The sequence below is a fragment of the Acidobacteriota bacterium genome (assembly GCA_039030395.1).
In the GTDB taxonomy this organism is placed as follows: Bacteria; Acidobacteriota; Thermoanaerobaculia; order Multivoradales; family JBCCEF01; genus JBCCEF01.
On sequence record JBCCEF010000003.1, the window covers coordinates 127,902 to 148,652 of the forward strand.

At 67.3% G+C, this 20,751-nt stretch carries 15 protein-coding genes; 3 read left to right on the forward strand and 12 right to left on the reverse strand.

Going from position 1 to position 20,751, the window contains the following annotated elements; genetic code table 11:
* Positions 1-3: 3 nt before the first annotated feature.
* Together AAF481_04875 and AAF481_04880 are read right to left on the reverse strand one after the other, a co-directional pair.
* Positions 4-1,614, reverse strand: coding sequence for a glycosyltransferase family 39 protein (locus AAF481_04875; GenBank protein MEM7480483.1), 1,611 nt, complete (start codon positions 1,612-1,614; stop codon positions 4-6).
* Between the two features lie 6 nt (positions 1,615-1,620).
* Positions 1,621-1,938 (reverse strand): septum formation initiator family protein, encoded by a 318-nt coding sequence (locus AAF481_04880; GenBank protein MEM7480484.1) that lies wholly within the window; start codon positions 1,936-1,938, stop codon positions 1,621-1,623.
* Between the two features lie 151 nt (positions 1,939-2,089).
* On the opposite strand from AAF481_04880, the gene AAF481_04885 reads away from it, so the two are divergent.
* Both AAF481_04885 and AAF481_04890 read left to right on the forward strand, forming a co-directional pair.
* Positions 2,090-3,247 carry an aminotransferase class I/II-fold pyridoxal phosphate-dependent enzyme gene (locus tag AAF481_04885; protein MEM7480485.1) on the forward strand — a complete coding sequence of 386 codons (1,158 nt, stop codon included), beginning with the start codon at positions 2,090-2,092 and terminating at the stop codon, positions 3,245-3,247.
* 75 nt (positions 3,248-3,322) lie between these two features.
* Entirely contained in the window at positions 3,323-3,883 is a 561-nt protein-coding gene (locus tag AAF481_04890; protein ID MEM7480486.1) for a hypothetical protein, read from the forward strand.
* 69 nt (positions 3,884-3,952) lie between these two features.
* On the opposite strand, the gene hemH is transcribed toward AAF481_04890, so the two are convergent.
* The 10 genes from hemH to msrB form a co-directional block, all read right to left on the reverse strand.
* Complete coding sequence (gene hemH / locus AAF481_04895; GenBank protein MEM7480487.1) at positions 3,953-5,056, reverse strand: ferrochelatase; 1,104 nt, start codon at positions 5,054-5,056, stop codon at positions 3,953-3,955.
* A 400-nt stretch (positions 5,057-5,456) separates the two neighbouring features.
* Complete coding sequence (locus tag AAF481_04900; protein ID MEM7480488.1) at positions 5,457-6,341, reverse strand: ABC transporter permease; 885 nt, start codon at positions 6,339-6,341, stop codon at positions 5,457-5,459.
* Entirely contained in the window at positions 6,338-7,279 is a 942-nt protein-coding gene (locus AAF481_04905; protein ID MEM7480489.1) for an ABC transporter ATP-binding protein, read from the reverse strand. The genes AAF481_04900 and AAF481_04905 overlap by 4 nt, the downstream gene beginning before the upstream one ends.
* The gene (locus AAF481_04910) at positions 7,276-8,142 is read right to left on the reverse strand and encodes a hypothetical protein (protein MEM7480490.1); all 867 of its coding nucleotides are present in this window, start codon (positions 8,140-8,142) and stop codon (positions 7,276-7,278) included. The genes AAF481_04905 and AAF481_04910 overlap by 4 nt, the downstream gene beginning before the upstream one ends.
* 3 nt (positions 8,143-8,145) lie before the next feature.
* On the reverse strand, positions 8,146-9,138 hold the full coding sequence (locus tag AAF481_04915) for an ABC transporter ATP-binding protein (GenBank protein MEM7480491.1): 993 nt from the start codon (positions 9,136-9,138) through the stop codon (positions 8,146-8,148).
* Between the two features lie 152 nt (positions 9,139-9,290).
* Positions 9,291-11,939 (reverse strand): FecR domain-containing protein, encoded by a 2,649-nt coding sequence (locus AAF481_04920; GenBank protein ID MEM7480492.1) that lies wholly within the window; start codon positions 11,937-11,939, stop codon positions 9,291-9,293.
* Positions 11,936-12,535, reverse strand: a complete 600-nt coding sequence (locus AAF481_04925) for a sigma-70 family RNA polymerase sigma factor (GenBank protein ID MEM7480493.1) — start codon at positions 12,533-12,535, stop codon at positions 11,936-11,938. The genes AAF481_04920 and AAF481_04925 overlap by 4 nt, the downstream gene beginning before the upstream one ends.
* Before the next feature lie 73 nt (positions 12,536-12,608).
* A complete protein-coding gene (locus AAF481_04930; GenBank protein ID MEM7480494.1) occupies positions 12,609-13,592 on the reverse strand; it encodes an alpha/beta fold hydrolase in 984 nt (327 codons plus the stop codon).
* Positions 13,593-13,742: 150 nt separating this feature from the next.
* A complete protein-coding gene (locus tag AAF481_04935; protein MEM7480495.1) occupies positions 13,743-17,090 on the reverse strand; it encodes a S41 family peptidase in 3,348 nt (1,115 codons plus the stop codon).
* 102 nt (positions 17,091-17,192) lie between these two features.
* Positions 17,193-17,591 carry a peptide-methionine (R)-S-oxide reductase MsrB gene (msrB, locus tag AAF481_04940; GenBank protein ID MEM7480496.1) on the reverse strand — a complete coding sequence of 133 codons (399 nt, stop codon included), beginning with the start codon at positions 17,589-17,591 and terminating at the stop codon, positions 17,193-17,195.
* Positions 17,592-17,930: 339 nt separating this feature from the next.
* Here msrB and AAF481_04945 point away from each other — a divergent pair, with 339 nt between their 5' ends.
* The gene (locus tag AAF481_04945; GenBank protein ID MEM7480497.1) at positions 17,931-20,489 is read left to right on the forward strand and encodes a CRTAC1 family protein; all 2,559 of its coding nucleotides are present in this window, start codon (positions 17,931-17,933) and stop codon (positions 20,487-20,489) included.
* Positions 20,490-20,751 lie beyond the last annotated feature (262 nt).

Here is a 20,751-nt window from a genome sequence, read left to right on the forward strand (position 1 = left end):
AGTTTATCGGAGTTGCGGCGGCGGACTCGCTCGGCGCTGCCGCTCGACTCGCCACACGCTCAGGTTTTCGCCGGCTTTCACCAGGCGAAGGGCCGGCATCGGGGAACGGTCCCGGGTGGCGGGAGCGAGGAGGCTCGGCGGCCGCTGCCGTAGCTCGAGGGCGCCAATCACCACGAAGGCGACGGAGTGCTCGTCAACGGCCTGGTTGAGCCACTCGAAGTAAGCCTCCGGTTCCTGCAAGGGTCCGATGCCGTCCGGCAGGGGGAGGTAGGGCACATCGAGACTCCGACCGGCGAAGGGCATGGCGCCGGCCAGCGCTTCACCGGGCTGGAGGCGGACTTCGAGCTCTTGGAGAGCCGCCAACTCGGCGTAGGGGTGGCGCTCGACGAAGGCCGGCAGCCGGAAGACGAAGGTCTTGACCGCCAGCAGCAGAACCAGGCCGCCGAGCACCAACCACCGCCATCGCCGGTGCGGAATCTGCCGGGCGGCGAAGGCCATCCAGGTGGCCAGTATCGGCAGAAAGGCCAACAGCAGGCGGCCCCAGGCGAAGAAGGTGAGGCAGACGGCGGCAACGAAGGTCCCGAAGGCGAAGAGCGTCCAGCTGGCCGCCCGTCGGCTCGGGCCGTGACGCAGGGCGAGGAACAGGCCGGCGGCGGCAGCGAGGGCGTGCAGCATCGTGCCGGAGAGCTGCGCCAGGCCGCTACCGGTAAAGCGCACCGCCTCGCGCCCGGCGGCGGCGAGGACGCCTGAGGGATTCGACCGCAGGATCTCGAAGGGGCCGGAGAAGGGCACCCGATCCAGGTAGGTCCAGTCCGGGTAGCCGTAGAGCTTGAACGCCAGGTTCTTCCAGTTCTCATCGAAGAATGGATCGCCGAAGACGATCCCCCGCAGTACCAGGTGCGGGATCCATCCGGCGAGGGCCGCGGCGGCCAGCGGGAGGACTGTGCGCCACCACCAGCGGCCTGTCTCGTCCTCAGGGTTTGCCCCTCCGACATTCGGGTGGCACTTTTTGTGGCGGTGGGCGAAGAAGGCGGCCAGGGCGATCGCCGGCAGCAGAAAGAGGGCGTTGCCGCGAGTGAAGGCGGCGCAACCCAAAAGGGCTCCGCAGGTGGCGGCGGAAACAACGCTCGGGTGTTCGAGGTGGTGGAGAGCGGCGAGCAGCGAGCCGGCGGCGAGGGCGGCGAACAGCATATCGGTGGTGACGTGCTGGCCGATGATCCACAGATTGGGATTCACCACCACCAGCGCCAGGGCGCTCCAGGCGACCATCGGGCGGTCCGGCGCCAGGCGTCGGCCGAATCCCCAGGCGAGACCCGCCAGGGCGACCGCCGCCAGGTTCGAAAGCAGGCGCGCGGCGGCAAAGGCGTCGCCAAGGACAAAAGACCCGCCGGCCGCCAGCAGGGGATAGAGGAGGGGCCGGTAGGCGTCCCGCGGCAGGTGTCCTTCGGTGATCATCTCGGCCTGGCCGACAAAGTCGTCGCGCTCCGCGGTGCCGGCCTCTTCGATCCAGTGCACCCGCGCCCCGAACACCGCCAGGGCCAGAAACAAAAGGGTGAGAGCGAGAGCCAGGCTGCGGCGCGGGCTCACGGAGCGACCGGCGAGAAGGAAATCCATCTCAGGCTAGGGAGTGGCCGATGTCCCTTCGTCCCGCGGCAGCAGGATCACCACCTCGTCCGGGCGCAGCATTCCCAGCTCCTCCCGGGCCAGCCGTTCGAGGGTGGCCGGATCGGTGCGCAGGCGCTCGATGCGCCCTTCGAGCTGCTCGATCGAGTGCTGCGTGTTCTCGAGCTGCTGGCGCAGCTCCGCCTCCCGGTCGCGCACCGTCGACAGGTCGCGATAGCTCTCGAAGCCGGCCACCGCGAGGAGCGACACCACCACCACGAGGGCTCCGACGACAAGGACGCGCACGGGACTGGTTTGGGAGAGGTTGGCCTGCATGGCTGGGCACCGAGGGATCGTCCCCACAATTCTACCGCGCTGCCGGATTGGAATCTCTGGGACCGATCGGCCGGTCCCCGCAATGCCGCGGGCGATAGGCTAGCAGGCGGAGTTCCTTGCGATTCCTTTCTCGGCCGGAGACTTCACAGCCATGGTGAAACCAGACGATCATCTCGAAACCCGCGCCATCCACGCCGGCGAGGACACCGCCCGGGACGGCGGTTCGGTGGTCACCCCGATCTACCAGTCGACGGTGTGGAATATCGACGAGTCCGGCGGTTACGCCGATCTCGGCTACATCCGCTACAGCAATCTGCCGAATCATCGGGTGCTGGCCGACAAGCTGGCGAATCTGGAGAATGCCGAGCGGGCACTGGTGGCGGCGAGCGGCATGGCGGCGATCTCGTCAGCGCTGCTGGGGCATTTGTCGACGGGCGATCACCTGCTGGTGAGCGATGTGCTCTACGGCGGCACCCACGAACTGGTGACCCGTATGCTGCCGCGCTTCGGCATTGAGTACGACTTCATCGATGCCGACCGGCCGGACACCTGGGAGGCGAAGCGCCGGCCGTCCACTCGGGTGATCTACGTGGAAACCATCTCGAATCCGTTGATGCGGGTGCCACCGATGGACGAGGTGGGAGAGTTCGCGCGGCGCCACGGCCTGACGGCGATGACCGACAACACCTTCGCCACGCCGATCAATTTTCGCCCGGCCGAGCACGGCTTCCACCTCTCGCTGCACAGCGCCACCAAATACATGAACGGCCACTCGGATCTGGTGGCCGGCGCACTGTGCGGCACCGCCGAGGCCATCGAGCGGGCCAAGGGCGCCGCCAAGCTGCTCGGTGGCAGCCTCGATCCCCACGCTTGTTTTCTGCTGCAGCGGGGCCTCAAAACCCTCGGCCTGCGGATGCGCCAGCACAACCGCACCGGCTTGGCCCTGGCGCGCCATCTCGCCGGGCACCGTGCCGTCGAGAGAGTCCACTACCCCGGCCTCGAAGGTCAGCCGGACCATGCCCGGGCGGCGCGCCTGCTCAACGGCTTTGGGGGCATGCTCGCCTTTGAGCCGGTGGGCGGCGCCGAAGCCGCCGACCGGATTCTGCGGCGTACCCGCCTGGCGACCCATGCGCCGAGTCTGGGCGGTGTCGAATCGCTGATCGTCAGCCCGGCGCGCTCCTCCCACGCGGCGATGAGCCCGGAGGAGCGCCGGCGGGTGGGTATCGGCGACGGCCTGGTGCGGATCTCCACCGGCATCGAGCACCCGGATGACCTGATCGCGGACTTGGATCAAGCGCTGTCGCAGTAGATTTCGTGAGAGAGTTCGTGGAAACGACTTGAAATGGAGAGGTCCGCGTCGTCGGACCTGGGAAGGGGGCCTGGAATGAAACGCACTCTGATCGATGTCGCCATTGTCGCCGTCGCCATTCTCGCCATCTGGGGCGTATGGAGCCTCAAGGAGAACGAGCGTGAGCGGGAGCTCGAAGCACAGGCCAACCGCTGGAACTCGCGCCTGATGACCTTCCAGACGGAAGCGAAGCGGCTGCAGGAGGAAGCGGCGCAGAAAGAGGCCGAGGCGGTGTTCCGCTCACTGGCGGCGGGCATACTGCCGATGGTGCTGTCGAAGGACTCGACGGGCCTCAACCAGGCGGTGAGCGCCGCCCTGGAGATCGAGGGCATCGATTCCCTGCATGTCGTGGGACCGCGCGGCTCCGTGCTCGCCGGCAGCGATCGCAAGCTGATCACCACCGGCCGCATCGACGAGCGGGACGGCTGGATTCTGGAGACCGACGACCTGACGACCAAGCCCAGCGGCGTGGCGGGCGTCACCCAGATGGCGGCGCCGTTCGTCGGAGCATCGGGTCCCGCCGGTTTCCTGTGGCTGGCCTACGAGACCGGCAGCGAAGGAGCGCAGGAAGCTCCCGAGGTTCAGGACGCCGCGTAACTCCGCCTGGAATTTGCCACGAGCCACCGGGTGGATTTTCGCTCCCGAGGTCGACGACCGAGGCGGCAGCTAGCTGCCATAGCCGGCGTCTTCCTCGACGCCGGCCGCGGCCATCTCTCGGGCGCGTCGCTCGGATTCGGCGACCTCGGCCCGCACTTCTTGCGGGCGGAACTCCGGCGCCGGTTCCACCCAGCCGGCGAGGTTGCGCCGCAGCAGATTGGCGAGAAGGCGGATGTGGTCTGGCCGGTCGTTGAGGCAGGGCAGGTAACGGTAGTCCTCGTCGCTCCCGCCGGCTTCCACCCAGAACTCGCGGTTCTGGCCGTCCAATTCCTCCAGCGTCTCCAGGCAGTCGGCGGAGAAGGCCGGGCTGATCACGTCGAGCTTGCCGACGGTGGCCTTTGCCATCGCCCGGATGGTGACGTCCGTGTAGGGCTGGAGCCACTCCTCTCGCCCGAAGCGCGACTGGAAGGAAACGTCGTAGCGCTCCTGGCCGATGCCTAGTTTCTCGGCCACCAGCCGGGAGGTCTTGTGGCACAGGCAGTGGTAGGGATCGCCGTTCTGGAAGTAGCGGAGTGGAATGCCGTGGTAGGAAAACAGCAGCTTGTCCGGTTCGCCGTCGCGCTCCCAAACCTCACGAATGGAAGCTACCAGGGCGTCGATGAACCCCGGTTCGTCGTGGTACGACATGATCGTCCGCAGCTCCGGCACTCGCCGCCAGGTCATCAGCTCTGCCGCCACGGCATCGAAGGTGGAGGCGGTGCTGGTGGCGGAGTAGTGTGGGTAGAGGGGCAGAAAGACGATCCGCCGGCAACCGTTTTCACGCAGTTCGTTCAAGGCCTTGGGGATGGACGGCTGGCCGTAGCGCATGCCGAGAGCAAAATGGAGCGGCGTGCCCACTTCGGCCCGCAGAGCCTCCGCAACGGCGGCCGTCTGGCGTTCGGCCATCACCAACAGCGGGGAGCCCTCCTCCGTCCAGATCTCTTGGTAGAGGGCGGCGGAGGCCTTCGGCCGGGTGGTCAAGACGAACAGGTTGAGGATGATGGACCACAGCCAGCGCGGCAGCTCGATCACCCGGGGGTCCGACAAGAACTGCCGCAAATAGGGCCGAAGCGCCTTCGCCGTCGGTGCCTGGGGCGTGCCGAGATTGGCGATCAGCACCCCCACCGCCGGCATCTCGGAATGGTCGAATCCGGGTTCGTCCACGTACTGCGAGTAAGTCGACATCGATCGTCTCCAGAACCGCCGCCGCCTGGATGAGATGGTTGCGCGGCGGCGCGGCTCCCGAGTCTAACCGGTAACCTCCCCAGGTAAACTGGCACCGTGAGCGAGAGTGAGAGCAGCGAGCCGCTGGAACCAGACGAAGGCTACAGAGCCTTTGTGCTGGAGCGGATTGCCAAGGGCCTTCGCGATATCGAGCAGGGCCGATTTCTGGAGCCATCAGAGGTCGAGCTGAGGATGGCGCGATGGCTTCGCGACCCGAGCCCGGAGGGCGAGGGGGGCGCCTAGACCCCCTGGAAAGAGACAGTGATTGGGTGGATGAAAACATTCGCGAAGCGAATCTTCATCCATCCCATCACTCCCCTCCATATTGAATCTCCATTCGATCGAATTTCAGGGTCGAAATCCACAGCAGAACCGCCGCCAGCGCCAGCAGTCCCGGGATGGCCACCCACGGCGAGGGCGCCTGGGCGAGGATGGCGAAGGGCAGGTCGACCACCGGTACCGGGCAGAGGCCGTGGAGGTAGTGGTAGACGCTGATCTTCTTCAGGGCCACCGGCAGGATGGCGTTGATCGATTCCCAGGCGAGAACGCCGAACATCGGCACGATGGGATTCTTCACGAACATGGCGAAGAGGAGGAACACCGCACCGTAGCCGATCGTGCCGAGGGCGATCACCAGCAGGTAGCGCAGCAGGTGACCGAAGCCCGGGCCGGCGAGGAAGAGCGTGCGCAGGGCGAAGCTCTGGCCGTCGATTCCACCTTCGGAGCTTCCCGGCGCGAACAGGTGGGGCGCGTAGGCGAGGGCGAAGGCGACCAACGTCGAGGTTGCGAACACCAGCGTGCCGGCGAACACTCCGGCGGCGTACTTGCCCAGCAGGATGGTGCGCCGCGGTACCGGCGCCAAGAACAGGTGGTGCAAGGTGCGCTCGCGAACCTCCCGGCGGATCAGGCCGGTGAAGATCATCACGCAGCCGAAAAACAACACCATCGGCAGGATGAAGCCCTGAAAGACCGCGGCGAAGACGGTGGTGGTGTCGGCGACGGCTCGCTCGGCGGGGAAAAGGAGGGAAACCACCAGGCGCAGCGCAAAGGGAAAGATCGGCAGCGCCGCGAGCAGCAGCAGGGCGAAAAAGCCGGGACCGAAGAAGATCCGCCGCAGCTCCATGCGAAAGACCGTCAGCCCCTGGCGGCGGTTGAGATTTTTGTCGGCTGCGGTGGTCCGCGGTTTGTCGCTCATCGTCCACCTCCGGGACCGATCAGGTAATCATAGACGGCGGCGACATCGGAGTCCGCCGGCGCCACCCCCTCGATGGCGAAGTCTTCTTCCAGTACAGCGCGGTTGAGTTCCAGGTAGAGGCCGTCCGCGTCGCGGGTGCTGAGCAGCAGGCCGCCCTGATCCGGGTGGATCTTCACTTCGACCAGGTGATCCTTCTCCAGCAGGCGCGCCGCCAGGCGGGACGGCCGGTCGCAGCGCACCAGCACCTGCAGGGGCTCGTCTTCGACCTCTTCGCGCACTCCCTCGATGGCGCCCTTGGCGACCACGTAGCCGCCGTCGAGCAACACCACGCGATCCGAGATCACATCCACTTCGTGCAGGATATGGCTGGAGATCACCACGTGCAGTCCCCGCTCCGCCTGGGCCTTGAAGAGTTCGATCATCTCCGCCCGCACCATCGGGTCGAGGCCGTTCAGAGGTTCGTCCAGAAGCAGCACCGCCGGCCGGTGGCAGATCGCCTGAGCGAGCTTGACCCGCTGGCGCATGCCCTTGCTGTAGCCGGCGATCTTGCGGTCCGCGGCGTGCACCAGGCCGACCTGCTCCAGCACTTCGCCGGTGCGCTGCCGGGCGGCGGCGCGATCGAGGCCGTGCAGGCCGAGGACGTTCTGGAGATGGCGCCGGGCGGTGGCGCCGCGCGGAAAACCATCGTACTGCGCCGCGTAGCCGACCAGCCGGAACAGCTCCTGCGGCTGGGAACGCGGGATGCCGAGCACCGAGACGGTGCCGCGGGAAGGGTTCAGCAGGCCGGTCAAAAGGTTGAGCAGGGTGGACTTGCCGGAGCCGTTAGGGCCCACCAGGGAGGTGATTCCCGGTTCGATCGCCAGATGGACGTGGTTGACGCCGAGTACCTCGCCGTAGAACTTCGACACCCCGTCAAAACGCAGCAGCCGGTCGTTCATGACACCACCTCGTAGGCCCGCAGTTTGCGGTGGATCACCCACAGGCACAGCGCGCTGATCGCCGCCAGCGCCAGCCAGGCGGTGATCGCCGGCAGGTCACCGTCCGCCCGGGGGGTGGAGAAGAAAAGCGCCTCCCAGGCTCGCACGATGGACCACCGCAGGCTCAGCAGGCTGGCCCACTGGGTCTTGAAGATCTCGTTGGTGATGGCGGCCATGGCATCGGACACGAAGAAGGTGGCGAAGATCGCCGCTCCGGCGGGAATCTTCCAGCGCAACCAGGCCGAAAAGGCCATCGACACCAGCGCGATCACCACCACCCAGACGATGCCGCCGAAGGCGATGGCGAAACCGGTCTTGAGCTGGCCGGCGGTGAACGGCCCCGGGTCCATGATGCCGTTCAAGAGCCACACCAGCCCGGCGGCCAGCCAGGTCACCGACGACAACAGCACCAGTAGGGTGGTGGCCTTGCCGAGGACGTAGTCGCCGCGGCTGAAGGGCCGGGCCAGATAGAGCGGCAGGGCGCCGTGGGCGAGGTCCGGCGCGATCAGGCCGGGACCGACGAAGGCCGCCAGGATCACCGCCAGGATGCCCTGGACCCGCATGAAGTAGAAGAAGAAGGTGTCATCGAGGGCGGGCATGTCGCCGAGGGCGATCTGGAAGGTCTGTAGCGCGGTGGGATTGTTGCGCAGAAAAGCGAAGATCAGGGCGGCCACCACCGGACCGAAACAGAGGGCGAAAAAGCCGGTCAACAGGCGCGACGAGAAGATCGATCGCCAGGCGTAGCGGGCGAGAATCAGAAACCGCCAGCGGCGCGGGGTGAAGGGTCCCTCGAAGGGACGCATGGTGCGTTCGAAGACGGCCATGGGTTACTCGGCGCTCCCTTCCGGTGAGGTGGCGGCCGGCGGCGGGGCGAGGCGCGAAGGTTCGATCGCCGTCCCCTCCATCGCCGCCAAGAAGATCTCTTCCAGCGAGTCGCGTTTGTAGGTGAGGCGGCGGATCTGCACTTCCCGGTCCGCCGCCAGGCGGTAGAGATCGCGCACCGCCACGTCCTCCGGCAGCACCGCCTTGATGCGTCGCGGCCGCCGGCCGTTGCCGCTGACGGCGCACTCGATACCCAGCTCGCGAATCGCCGTCGTGAAGGCTTCCTCGGCACCCCGTACTTCCAGTTCGATGAAGCTGCGGTTGGACTGGCGCTCCTCGGCCAGGTCGCGGTAGACGGCGATCCGGCCGTCCTTCAAGACCAGCACTTCGTCGCAGCAGCGCTCGACGTCCCGCAGCAGGTGCGACGACAGGATGATGTGCGTATCGCCGCGCTCGCGGATCTCGCGGATGTGCTCCAGCATGCGCTCCCGGGCCGGCGGGTCGAGGCCGGCGGTGGGCTCGTCGAGGAGCAGCAGTCGCGGGCCGTGGACGATCGCCTGGGCCAGCTTGGCGAGCTGCTTCATGCCCAGCGAGTAGCTCTCCATCGGGCGGTAGCGGGCCTCGCCGAGGCCGACGTAGAAGAGGGCCTCGTGGGCCCGTTCCAGCGCCTTGTCGGCGGGCAGCCCGGACAGCTCGCCCATCAAGCGAACGAAGCGCACCGCGGTCCTGCCGGAGATGAAGGCGTCGCGTTCCGGCATGAAGCCGGTCAGCTTGCGGATCGCCAGCGCGTCGCGGCTCACGTCGTGGCCGAAGATGCGGATGCCGCCGGCGCTCGGCGGGTAGAAGCCCAAGAGGGTGTTCAGAAGGGTGGTCTTGCCGGCGCCGTTCGGTCCCAAGAGGCCGATACAGCGGCCGCCCAGTTCGGCGCTCAGGCCCTTGAGGATGAGGTGCCGGCCGAGGGTGACCTCCAGGCCGTCGAGTTCGATGATCGTCGTCATCGCGGATGCTCCGTGCTGCTGTCTGCCACCGGCCGATCTCTCATTTGTTCCCTCCGAGGGTCCCTACGCGGGAGCCCGAAACAAAGTTCCGGCCGGGCCCCTTGAAAGAGCGGCCCGGCCGGTTTCCTGCCCGTTAGAGCGTCGTTGGCGACCTAGCGGTAAGAACTGTCTTCGAAGAGGTCCGCCAACCCCCCAAGGCCGAGGAAGGTCTGTACTCCGAGGCCCATGGTGCCGCCCCAGTGGCTGCCGACCACCCGGATGCGGTCCTCCTCGCCGACGGCGTAGGCCAGCATCGGATGACTGTCGCGCGCCAACTGTTGGAAGGCACGCGCCTGGTCGCCGGTCAGTTGGCCCTCGCCGGTCAGGCGGCCGAGTTCTCCGACCACCGGAGCCACCACCGGACCGAGGTGCTGGTAGAAGATGCCCGACACGTCAGCGCTGCCTTCCGGCGGCAACAGGCCGAGGAAGGTCGCCGAGCCGGACAGGCTGGCGCCGGCGCGGGCCAGGTCGAAGGTGCGCTCTAGGGCACTGCGGTCCGGCCCGGCCACCAGGTAGCCGGCGGCGTAGGTGTAGTGGATGGCGAGCGGACCTTCGCCGACCACGCGATAGTAGGTGCGGCCGTTCGCTTCCTCTTGTTCGAGGGTCGGGCCGGTACCGCCGCGCTCGTCGGCGGTGCGCCGCACCAGCGTTTCGATGCCGCTCTGCAGGGCCACCGGGTCGTCCACCTCGACGATCAGCTTCCAGGCCGGGATCGGCAGGATCGGGCCGTCGAGGGCGAAGGCCACTTCGCCGCCCAGGGCCGGCAGTAGATCGTTGCGCAGGTCGACGCCGACCTCGTCCTCGGCTCGGGTCAAGGCGTCGAGGTCGGCCTCGCCGGTCAGCAAGAGGTCTTCCAGCATCGCCGACGGCTCCTTGACGATCAGCGCTACCGCCAGGGAAGCGTCCGGCGAGATCAGGTCGAGGGAGCCCATCGGCGCCGGCGGAGCGAGCCAGGCCCACATGCCGCTGCGCGCTCCGGCGAAGGAGAGGTCCGCGCGGGTGACGGAGCGCTCAGCGCCGCTATGATGTTCGACGACCGCGATGTCGAGCTGGTCGAGGGCGGTGAGGTCGTTGCGCTCGCCGTCGCTCTCCGCCATCAGAGAGGAGAGATCGCCGGCGAAGAGCCACTCCACGCCGTCCCGGTAGGCATCGAGAATCCGGCCCTCCAGGCGCGAGCCGGCGAAGGTTCGGCGCTGGCCCTCGATGGTCGCGACGCCGCGATCGAGTGCCTCGAGGTCCGGCGAGACGAGGAACAGGCCGTCGCCGTACCAGGCCCACAGGCCGAGGTGGTCGCCCCCGGCGGGGGTGCCGATCACCGCCGGGTCGAAGGGCCGCAGCACCTCGTAGCCGGCCTCCTCGGCGAGCTGCCGGGCGACCTCGTCGAGATGCGCCTCGAAGCCGGCACCCACCACCTCGGCGGCCATCAGAAGGGCGACAGCGCCGCCTTCGGTGTTCCGATCATTGGCCAGGGTGACGATCAGTTCGTCGCCGAGGAAGGAGCCGAAGTCGCGGATGGAGTCGATCATGCGATCCATCTCGCCTTCACCCTCCGCCATGTGGCGGCTCCACCAGTCGGCGAGCACCGGGCTGTCCGTCAAGCGATCCTTGAGCACCGCATAGCTCTCGCTCAGGGACTCGCTGAAGTTGGGCAGGGCAAAATAGGCGGTGGTGCCGGCCGGCACCGTCTCCAGGAGACGACCGGCGCCGCGCGCCGGTAGATCCGGCACCCGCGCATCGATCTCGCTCTTCAAAGCCCGCAGCTCACCCATCATCGCCAGGTAGCGATCGACGTTGCGGCTCCAGGCGATCTGCTCTTCCACCGGCAGCGTCGCCAGGCCGTTGCGGGTGGTCACCTGGTCGCCCGGGCCGAGAACCGTCTCGCCCTTCTGCTGGGCGACCCGCACTTCCCCTTCGACCACCGCCACGCGGGAACCCATCAAGCCGTTGTCGACGGAGAAGACGGTGCCGGTGACGGATACCAGGCAGTCGTCCGTGGCGACGAACAAATGGCGCGGCCGCTGATCCGCCGCTTCGACGATCAGCGAGCCGCGGCCCAAGTGGACGGTGGTGCCGCGCCAACCGTTACGCACCGTCACCTGGGTGCGCTCGCCGAGTTCGAGGGTCGAGCCGTCGTCGAGGCGCAGTAGGGCGGTGGAATCCCGCCCGGTCCGCACCGCCTCGCCGGGCTTGAAATGCGCTCCCGCCGCGAGGGTGCCGCCGGCGCCGTCGTCGAGGCGCTGGAGGTTGCCGTCCAAGGCGGCAACGGTCACCGGCGCGGCGCCGAGCCAGCCGGAGGCGGCCATGAAGGCGAACAGGCCGACGGCCACGACGGCGACGGCCGCCACCGCCAGCCAGCGGCTGGTGCGGGAAGGCGACTTCGCCAAGGTGGCGGCCGCTGGGATGGCCTCTTCCGTCGAGCGAGAGCGCGCCGCCGTCAGGGCACGTCGGCAGGGGACGCACTCACGGCTGTGGTCTTCGAGCAACATCGAGCGCTCCGGCGACAGGTCGCCGGCCAGGTACTCGGGGATCAAGCTCTGGTAGCCGGAGCAGCCGACGATCGAGCCATCGGTTTCGGCGGCGCTGACGGCGGTCGGCTTCCGCGCCTCTTCGGCGAGGCGGGCCCACACCCGGTCCGCCGCCTGGCGAAGGGTCTGCGGGTCGATCGACTGTTGGCGGGCCGCTCGGACCGCACCGTCGAGAGGAGCCTCTAGCTCGTGCAGGGAATCAGCGTTCTGGCCCGTATTTTCTTGTTTCGTGGTCATTGGCCCCTCTCCTGTCCTTCAGTCAAAGATCGTGCGTCGAGGCTCGCGAGCTCATCCCGCAGGCGACCGCGTGAGCGGTGCAGGCTGACGGCCACTGCCGTCGGCGTCATGTCGAGGTGCTCGGCGATCTCGTGATTCGGTAGGTTTTCGAAATAGCGCAGGGCGAAGATCTCCGCCGCCGACGGCCGCAGGCGGCCCATAGCGGAGCGCAGAGCCTGGCGCAGGTGTTCGCGTTCGGGGCCGGCATCCGGCCGCGGCGCCTTCGGGTCCTCTACCGCTTCGGCGAGGTCCGCCACGTCGGCGGTGAGCCGCTGACGCTTCTTGTGGCGCAGCAAATCGACGGCCGCGTGGACCGCCGCCCGGTGCAGGTACGGTCCGGCATCGCCGGTCAATCCGTGTTGCTCACGGCGCAGCAGGCGCATGAACACCGTCTGGAGCACGTCCTCGGCGTCCATCGCGTTGCCGGTGACCCGGTAGGCGGCGCGGAACACCAAGTCGTGGTTCTTGGCATATAGATCTTCTAGAGGTTTCCCACCGATCGGTGGAAAGGCTCCGAGGGATTCATCTGGGGTGTTGGCTTGGGTTGCGGACTGCAATCGTCCCTCCTTCCGTTGGTCTTCGCCCATCCCTACGCTCCGCGGGCGAAGTCCTTACAGAAGAGGGGAACGATCAAGCCCTGACCGAGATCAGAAAGTCTGCCAGCAGCTCGTTCACCACTTCCGGCTGATCGAGCATCGGCCAGTGGCTGGTGTCCGCCAAGTGGACGGACGGCAGGTCCGGCAGGAGTTGGTGCAGGCTGATCGGAAGCTGGTTGACGTCCGTCGCCAGGATCTTGCGGGGCCCCTCGTATTTCGCCAGCAGTTTCGCCGCCGGCAGAGCGCTGGCCGAGGCGAGGGAGGGGGTGATGGCGTCCCCTTCAACGTCTTCGAGAGTCTGGAGCACCTGCTGCCTCACCGCTTCGTCCGCTCCGGCGAGGATCTGGCGGAAGTGCCAGTGGAGTTCGCCCGCCGGGTCTCGCTCGAAAACTCTGAGGTACTGGTCGATCTCGTCCCGCGGCACCTCGGACTGGTCGCCGTTCGGGTCGACCAGGAACAGCCCGGCCACCCGCTCCGGCTGCTCCGCCGCCAGGGCGATGGTCACCAAGGCGCCGAGACTGTGGCCGACGAGGACGAAGGAGTCGAGGCCGAGCTGGTCGGCGACGGCGAGGACGTCCGTCGCGTAGTCGGCGAGGGCATAGGCGCCTTCTTCCGACGGTTCCGAGTGGCCGTGGCCGCGCAGGTCGACGGCCACCGCCCGTTGGGCGCCGCGCAGGGCTTCGAGCTGCGCGCTCCACTGCGCCGCCGTGCCGCCGAGGCCGTGGACGAAGATCACCGGTGGGGAGCCGGCACCGCCATCGTAAGCGGCCAGGTTGCCGACAGCGCCGGCGATGGGCACCTTGGCGGAGGGGAAGCGTTGCAGCCGGCGGGGATCGGGCTCGTCGTCGAGCAAGTCCTGCCAGTCGGCCATCGGGTGGATCTTGCGGCTCGAAAGCACCACCGCCGTCAGCCCGAGGGCCGACAGGCCGAGGAGCGTCCACAGAGGCCGCTTGGACCAGCGCGACTTCCCGGTCCTCGGCCTGCGTTTCGGCGATTTCTTGGGCTGATCCTTGGCCATGTCGTGGTTCCTGGGGGACCGGTGGTCCGCATCCGGTGGTCCGCATCCGGTGATCCGCATCCGGTGATCCGCATCCGGTGGTCCGCATCCGGTGGCCGTTCACCGGCCACCGGTCCGCATGATTCTTCCGCGCTCGCGCCGAGGAATCAATCAGGGCGTCTTGTCCGGTCCCTCCGGCAGGGCCTGCGGCAAGCGGTAGGTCGACGGATCGTCGAGTTGCTTCATGACCTCCTCGACGCCTCGCTCGAGCTGTGGATCGCGGCCGGCGAGAAGGGAGGCCGGATCGTTCTCCACCACAATGTCCGGCTCCACTCCGAAGCCTTCGATGATCCAGTCGCCGTCCGGCGAGGCGAAACCGAACTCCGGAACGGAAACTCCGCCGCCGTCGATCAGCGGGCCGTGGCCGGTGATGCCCACCACGCCGCCCCAGGAACGCTTGCCGATCAGCGGTCCGAGGCCCGCCTGGCGGAACATCGCCGGGAAGATATCGCCGTCGGAGGCGGAGGTCTCGTTCAACAGCGCCGCCATCGGTCCGGCGAAGACTACCGCCGGATAGGTGGACGGCGCGGCCGAATCGCGCCGGTAGCCCAGCGCCAGAACCTCCCGCCGCAGGCGTTCGATCAACATTTGCGACACGTTGCCACCGCCGTTGCCGCGCACGTCGATCACCAGCCCCTCCTTGCGGATCTGCGAGTAGAAGTACTTGATGAATTCGCGGATGCCGTTGGACCCCATGTCCGGGATGTGGAGGTAGCCGACCCGGCCGCCGGACAGCTCGTCCACCTTGCGGCGATTGTGCTCCGTCCAGGCCAGGTACAGCAGGCTGTCCTCGCCGGCGATCGGGTCGATCACCACCCGCCGGGCCCGGGAGCCGTCGGCGGTCTTCGCGACGGTCAGCTCCACCGGCCGGTCGGCGCGGTGGCGCAGCAGCCGCCAGGGGTTGTCCGGCGCCTCCAGGGGCTCACCGTCGACCGTCAGCAGGTAGTCCCCCTCGGCAACGTTCACCCCGATCGCCGTCAGCGGAGAACGGTAGCGATCCTCGGCGTTCTGGCCGGAGAAGATGCGCGCAATGCGGTAGCGGCCGCTCGCCTCGTCGAGTTCGAAGCGGGCGCCAAGGAGCGCCACTCCCGGCCGCTCCGGCAGGTCGATGTCGCCGCCGGAAACATAAGCGTGGGAGACGTTCAACTCGGCGATCATCTCCGACAACACGTAGTTCAGATCCGCCCGGTGGCCGACTTCCGCCACCAGCGGCCGGTAGCGCTCGGCCAGGGTCTGCCAGTCGTAGCCGTGCATGTTCTCGACGTAGAAGAAGTCGCGGTAGCGGCGCCACACCTCGTCGAAGATCTGCGCCCATTCCTGGCGCGGATCGACCTGCATGGCGAGGCCGTCGGTGGAGACCGCTTCACCGTCGCCGCCCTTGCCGATCTCCCGGATCTCGTACTCGCCGTTCTTGAGCAGCAGGATCTTGTTCGCGGAGAGATCCACGGCATAGCCCTGGATGCCCTGGGCGAGGGTCTCTTCCTCGCGGTCTTCCAGGGAGAAGACGCGAAGCTCCGGACGCACGTCGGACCGGCGACCGTAGTAGAAGCTGCCGCCCCGGGTGTAGAGCAGGTGGCCGTCTACGGCCATCAAGCCGCCATAGTTGTCCGCATCCACCGGCACCCGGGCGACGCGCTGGGCGAGGCCTTCGAAGTCGATGCGTACCTCGGGCAGCTTCTTCCCGTCCGTCTCGTCGCCACCTTGTTTGTCGTCGTCTTTGGCGGCCTTGTCGCCACCCTTCTTGCGCTGCTTCTTGGCCTTGGGGGCGTCGTCTTCGGCTTCCTCTTCGCCCTCTTCCTCGTCTTCGAGTTCACGCGGTGGGAAGGGGTTTTTGCCTTCGGCTTTGAGGGCCAGGGCGTAGATGTAGGTCTCCCGGTCCACCACATAGTTCCACTCCCAGGAGCCGATCTGCGGGGCGAACTCCCGGTCGCTCAAATAGAACAGGTATTCGCCGTCGCGCGACCAGCTGGGGGCCCACTCGTGGAAGCGCTCGTTGGTGACCCGCCGCGGCTCGCCGCCATCGACGCTCCAGATCCACAGCGAAGAAAAGGTGCTCGGCTCCTGCAGGCTGAAGGCCAGGTGGCGGCCGTCCGGCGACCAGTCGGCGTCCTGGATGCGTCCGAGGGGATCGTAGGCCACCTCGGTCAGCTCGCGGCTATCGATTGCGAGCGACCACAGATGGCCGGATTTGTCGGCAAAGGCCAGGCGCTCACCGTCCGGCGACCAAAACGGCGCATAGCGGAATTCGCTGCCGCCGTCGGTGAGCTGTTCGATCCCGCCGCGGCCGTTGGTGGCGGCCAAATAGATCTCTTCTTCCCCGTCCCGATCCGACAGAAAGGCGATGTGCTTGCCGTCCGGCGAGATCGCCACGCCCTTCTCGTGGGCGTTCGAGGAGCGGGTGAGGTTGCGGGCCAAGCCGTCCTCGACGGCGACCGTGAAGACATCGCCGCGGGCCGCGAACACCGCCGTCTCGGCGCCGGCGCCGAGGTCGAAGGCCTCGATATAGTCCGCCACCGGTTGGAAGGAGGGGCGAGTCCACAGGCCGTCCGTGGGCACTCGGATGGCGAGGGCTCGCGAAGCGCCTGCGGCGGTGTCGTAGACGTGCAGGGTGCCGCCCAGTTCATAGATGATCTGGCTCTGCCCGTCCGAACTCGGCCAGCGTACGTCCTCGGCGGAGCTCTTGGTCACCGCCGTGGCGGCGCCGTCGCCGTCGAAGCGATAGAGATTCAGGGTGCCGGTGCGATCCGACGCGAAGTAAATGTCGTCGCCGGCCCACATCGGATCGCGATCGGTCCGCGGGTGCTCGGTCACCGGCGTGACGGCGCCGCTCGCGATGTCGTAGAGCACCAGGTCCTGCGCCCAGCCGCCCTGGTAGCGCTTCCAGCTCCGGAAGTCGCGGAACAGCGGGGAGTAGACCACCTGGCTGCCGTCCGGCGACAGGTCACCGGAACCGGCGACGGGCATCGGCAGCGCCTCCGGCATGCCGCCCTCACGGTCCACCGTATAGAGGCGGCCGTCGGTGAGGTCCCAGCCGTCCCGCGCCGAGCGGAAGAGCACCGCCCGGCTGTCCGGCGCCCAGCCGTATACCTGGTGGTCGTAGCCCCAGCGTGGCGGCAGGGGTCCCAGGGCTGGATAGAAGGTGAGCTGGCGGGGCTCGCCGCCGGTGCTGGGCATCACGTACACCTGCTCGTCGCCATCGTACTGGCCGGTGAAGGCAATCCATTCTCCGTCCGGCGAGAACTTGGCGAATAGCTCCACGCCCGGGTGGGCGGTCAAGCGGGTGGCCGCGCCGCCCTCGGCGGAGGCTGTCCAGAGATCGCCGGCATAGGAAAAGACGACCCGGTTCTGATGGATGTCCGGAAAGCGGAGGAGGCGGGTCTCGGCGCTGGCGGCGCTCGTCATGAGCAGGCCGACCAAAAAGGCGAGGACGAACTTCGAACGGGTCGCGAGGTGAGGCATGGGGTCTCCCAACGTTTTTGAATGTCAGAAAAAAGCGCGCCGCCGGTGAGTCCCTCGGCGGCGCGCCCTTCCTTCGATTCTACGGGAAGCCCGCACGAAGGTTCAGTCGCCGGGCTTGAAATCCAGCGACGCGGAATTGATGCAGTAGCGCTCGCCGGTCGGCTGCGGGCCGTCCGGAAAGACGTGGCCGAGGTGGGCGTCGCAGCGGGCGCACTTGGCCTCGGTGCGGATCATGCCGTGGCTGGTGTCGCGCTCCAGGTGAATCGCGTCGGATTCGGTGGGCTCCCAAAAGCTCGGCCAGCCGGAACCGGAGTCGTACTTGGTGTCGGACCGGAACAGCTCCGCGTCGCAGCATATGCAGCGGTAGACACCGGTTTCTTTGTTGTCCCAGTAGGCGCCGGTAAAGGCCCGCTCCGTCCCTCCCTGGCGGGCGATGGCGTACTGCTCCGGCGTGAGTTCCTCACGCCACTCGGCATCGGTCTTGGTCTTCACGTCGCTCATGGTGGCCTCCAGTGGGCGCGATGGGCAAACTCCCCGACTCGCGAATCCAGCCTACTTTGCTCGCCGCCGGTAAGAAAGCAGACGAGCGAGTCGAGTCCTTCAAAGGGTGTCGCTTTCGCGCTGATACAAGTTGGGACGATCCGGTGTCGGATCGTTTTTCAGAACCTTTCTGAGGGGGAGAAAAATTCCGCCTTCGGTCCGAGCGCCGAGAGAAGGCCGCGGTTGCCGAGCTCGCGCGTCAGGACTACAATAGCTATTCACTCATAAACTTCAGAAAAGGCCGATCTGCAAATCGCACCCACTCTCGAATCCCTCATCCCGATCCCGAAAGAAGACGCCATGCCCCTCTCCCCCGCATTCCTTCTCCGCACGACGACTCCTTTAGGACTTTTCGCCTTGCTCGCCTTCGGCGCCCTGTCCGGCTGTTCCTCCCAGGCGTCCGAGGCGCCGAAGAAGGCCGAACCGGTGTTCACGGAGGTGGCCGCCGAGGCGGGCTTCGCGCACCTTCACCGCAAGCCGAACCTCGACGCCAAGCTGGCGCACATCAACTCCTGGGTGTCATCGATCGGCGCGGCGGTGGCCGCCGCCGACTACGATGGCGACGGCTGGGTGGACCTGTTCGTCACCAACTCGCGCAAGGGCGAGCCCAACTTCCTCTACCGCAACAACGGCGACGGCACCTTCACCGAGCGCGGCGCCGACGCCGGCCTGGCCGCCGCCAACGACGAGCGCGGCGCGAGCATGGACGCCATCTGGGGTGACGTGGACAACGACGGCTGGCCGGATCTCTACCTGGTGCGTTGGGGCACCGACTCGCTCTACTCAAACAACGGCGACGGCACCTTCACGGAGATCACCGAGCGGGTCTTCCGGCGGCGCGACGGCAGCGCCGGCAGCCAGTGGGCAAACGGTGCTTCGGCGGTGTTCTTCGACTTCGACCGCGATGGCCGGCTGGACATCTACGTCGGCAACTACTTCAAGGAAGTCGACCTGTGGAACCTCGAAGACACCCGCATCATGCACGACGACTTCGAGAAATCCCGCAACGCCGGCCGCAACTTCCTCTATCACCAGCGGCCGGACGGCACCTTTGACGAGGTGGCGGCGGACTTGGCGGTGGACGATACCGGCTGGACCCTGGCCGCCGGCTCCGCCGACATCGACAACGACGGCTGGCCGGATCTCTACTGCGCCAACGACTTCGGGCCGGACCAGCTGTTCCGCAACAACGGTGACGGCACCTTCGGCAACATCACCGAACAGGCCATCGGCATCGACACCAAGAAGGGCATGAACATCGACTTCGGGGATTTCAACAACGACGGCTGGCTCGACGCCTTCGTCACCAACATCACCACTGCCGAGTATCTGCAGGAAGGCAACATGCTGTGGCACAACAACGGCCCCGGCGCCGACGGCGTGGTGACCCTGACGGATCTGGCCCTGGAGTCCGGCACCTACGACGGCGGCTGGGGTTGGGGCGGCAAGTTCTTCGACTTCGACAACGACGCGGATCTCGACATCGTGCAGTTGAACGGCTTCATCAGCGCCGGCGAGGGCAACTTCTGGTACGACCTGGCCTCCTGGACAGTGACCGGCGACGATGTGTCCGACGCCGCCAACTGGCCCCCCATCGGCGACCGCTCCTTCTCCGGCTATGAGCATGTCCGGATGTTCCGCAACGACGGGCTGTTCCAGTTCGTCGAGTTGGCCGAGGAGTTGGGGATTACCAGTCGCGGCGACAACCGCGGCGCGGCAGTCTTCGACTACGACAACGACGGCGACCTCGACCTGTTCCTGGCCAACCAGCATCAGCCGGCGGAGCTGTACCGCAACGACGGACCACACGATGGCCGGCACTGGTTGGTGCTGGACTTGAAGACCGATCCTGCCACCGGGGTCAACGCCGACGGCATCGGCACCCGGGTGACGGTGAGCGCCGGCGGCGCGCAGCAGATCCGCGAGCGCGACGGCGGCAACAGCTACTCCGGCCAGAGCGATCCGCGCATCCATTTCGGCCTGGGCGGGGCGGCCGCGGCGGAACTGGTGGAGATCCGCTGGCCGGACGGCGGCCTGCAGTACCTGGAGGACGTGGCGGCGGACCAGATTCTCACCGTCGAGCAGGATCCGGACGCCTACACGGACCGGATCCAGATCGAGCGGGTGAGCCCGGAGCGGCGCGAGCGGCGGCCGGAGGATCTGGCGCCGCAGGTGGTGGAGATCGCTCCGGAGAAGCTCAACCAGTTGCTGACGGAGCTGGAAGACAAGCTGCGCGGCAACCCGCCGAACGCCCACGCCCTCGCCATTCTCTACCGCCAGGAGGCGGTCACCTATGGCGCCTGGGAACGTTCGACGGATTTCTTCGAGGAGCTGGTGGAGGCCGAGCCGGAGTCCAACTGGCGGCGTTTCGAGCTGCACTCTGCCTACATCGACCAGCTTCCCACCTGCGGCGGCCTGGCGGCCATCGTTTGCAAGGGCACCCTGGCCCGCAAGGCACTGGACCAGGCCGACGTTCTGATCGAGCGCCAGCCGGACTTCTGGCCGGCCTACTACGTGCGCGGCATCAACCACCTGCACTGGCCGCGGGGCATGCGCCACTCGGACGATGCGGCGCGCGACCTGGTGAAAGCGATCGAGCTACAGGACCAAGGCCTGCCGCCGAAGGCGCCGGAGTGGGTGATCCGCACCCACATCGCCCTGGGCGACGCCTACGCCAAGGACGGCGACATCGAAAAGGCCGTTGCGGCCTGGCAAGAAGGGGCGAAGCGCTTCGACGACCCGCGCCTCACCGAGCGCCTGGCCGTCGAGGGCGAAGCCGCCATCCGCGCCTACGTCAGCGACCAGCGCACCCTCGAGCGCGCCATCGACACGGATCTTTCGTTCGTGGGTGGAGAGTAGCGGGTTTCGGGCGGAATCCTTGACGCGTGGATTCCGAGCGGAAAGGATCGTTAGTGAGCCCGCTTCCGTTCGAGGCGGGCCTCGCTCGACAATGAAGACACGCACAGTATTCCCGGACTTTGAGATCGTCGATCGCAAGATGGCAGAGGTGCTGCGGGCCAAGACCGGCCCGGAGCGTCTGCGAATGGCTTGGGGTCTAAGGGAGTCGGCCGAGCGACTTTTGCCCCGTTATCTTAGCGCCGAGCATCCCGACTGGGATGAG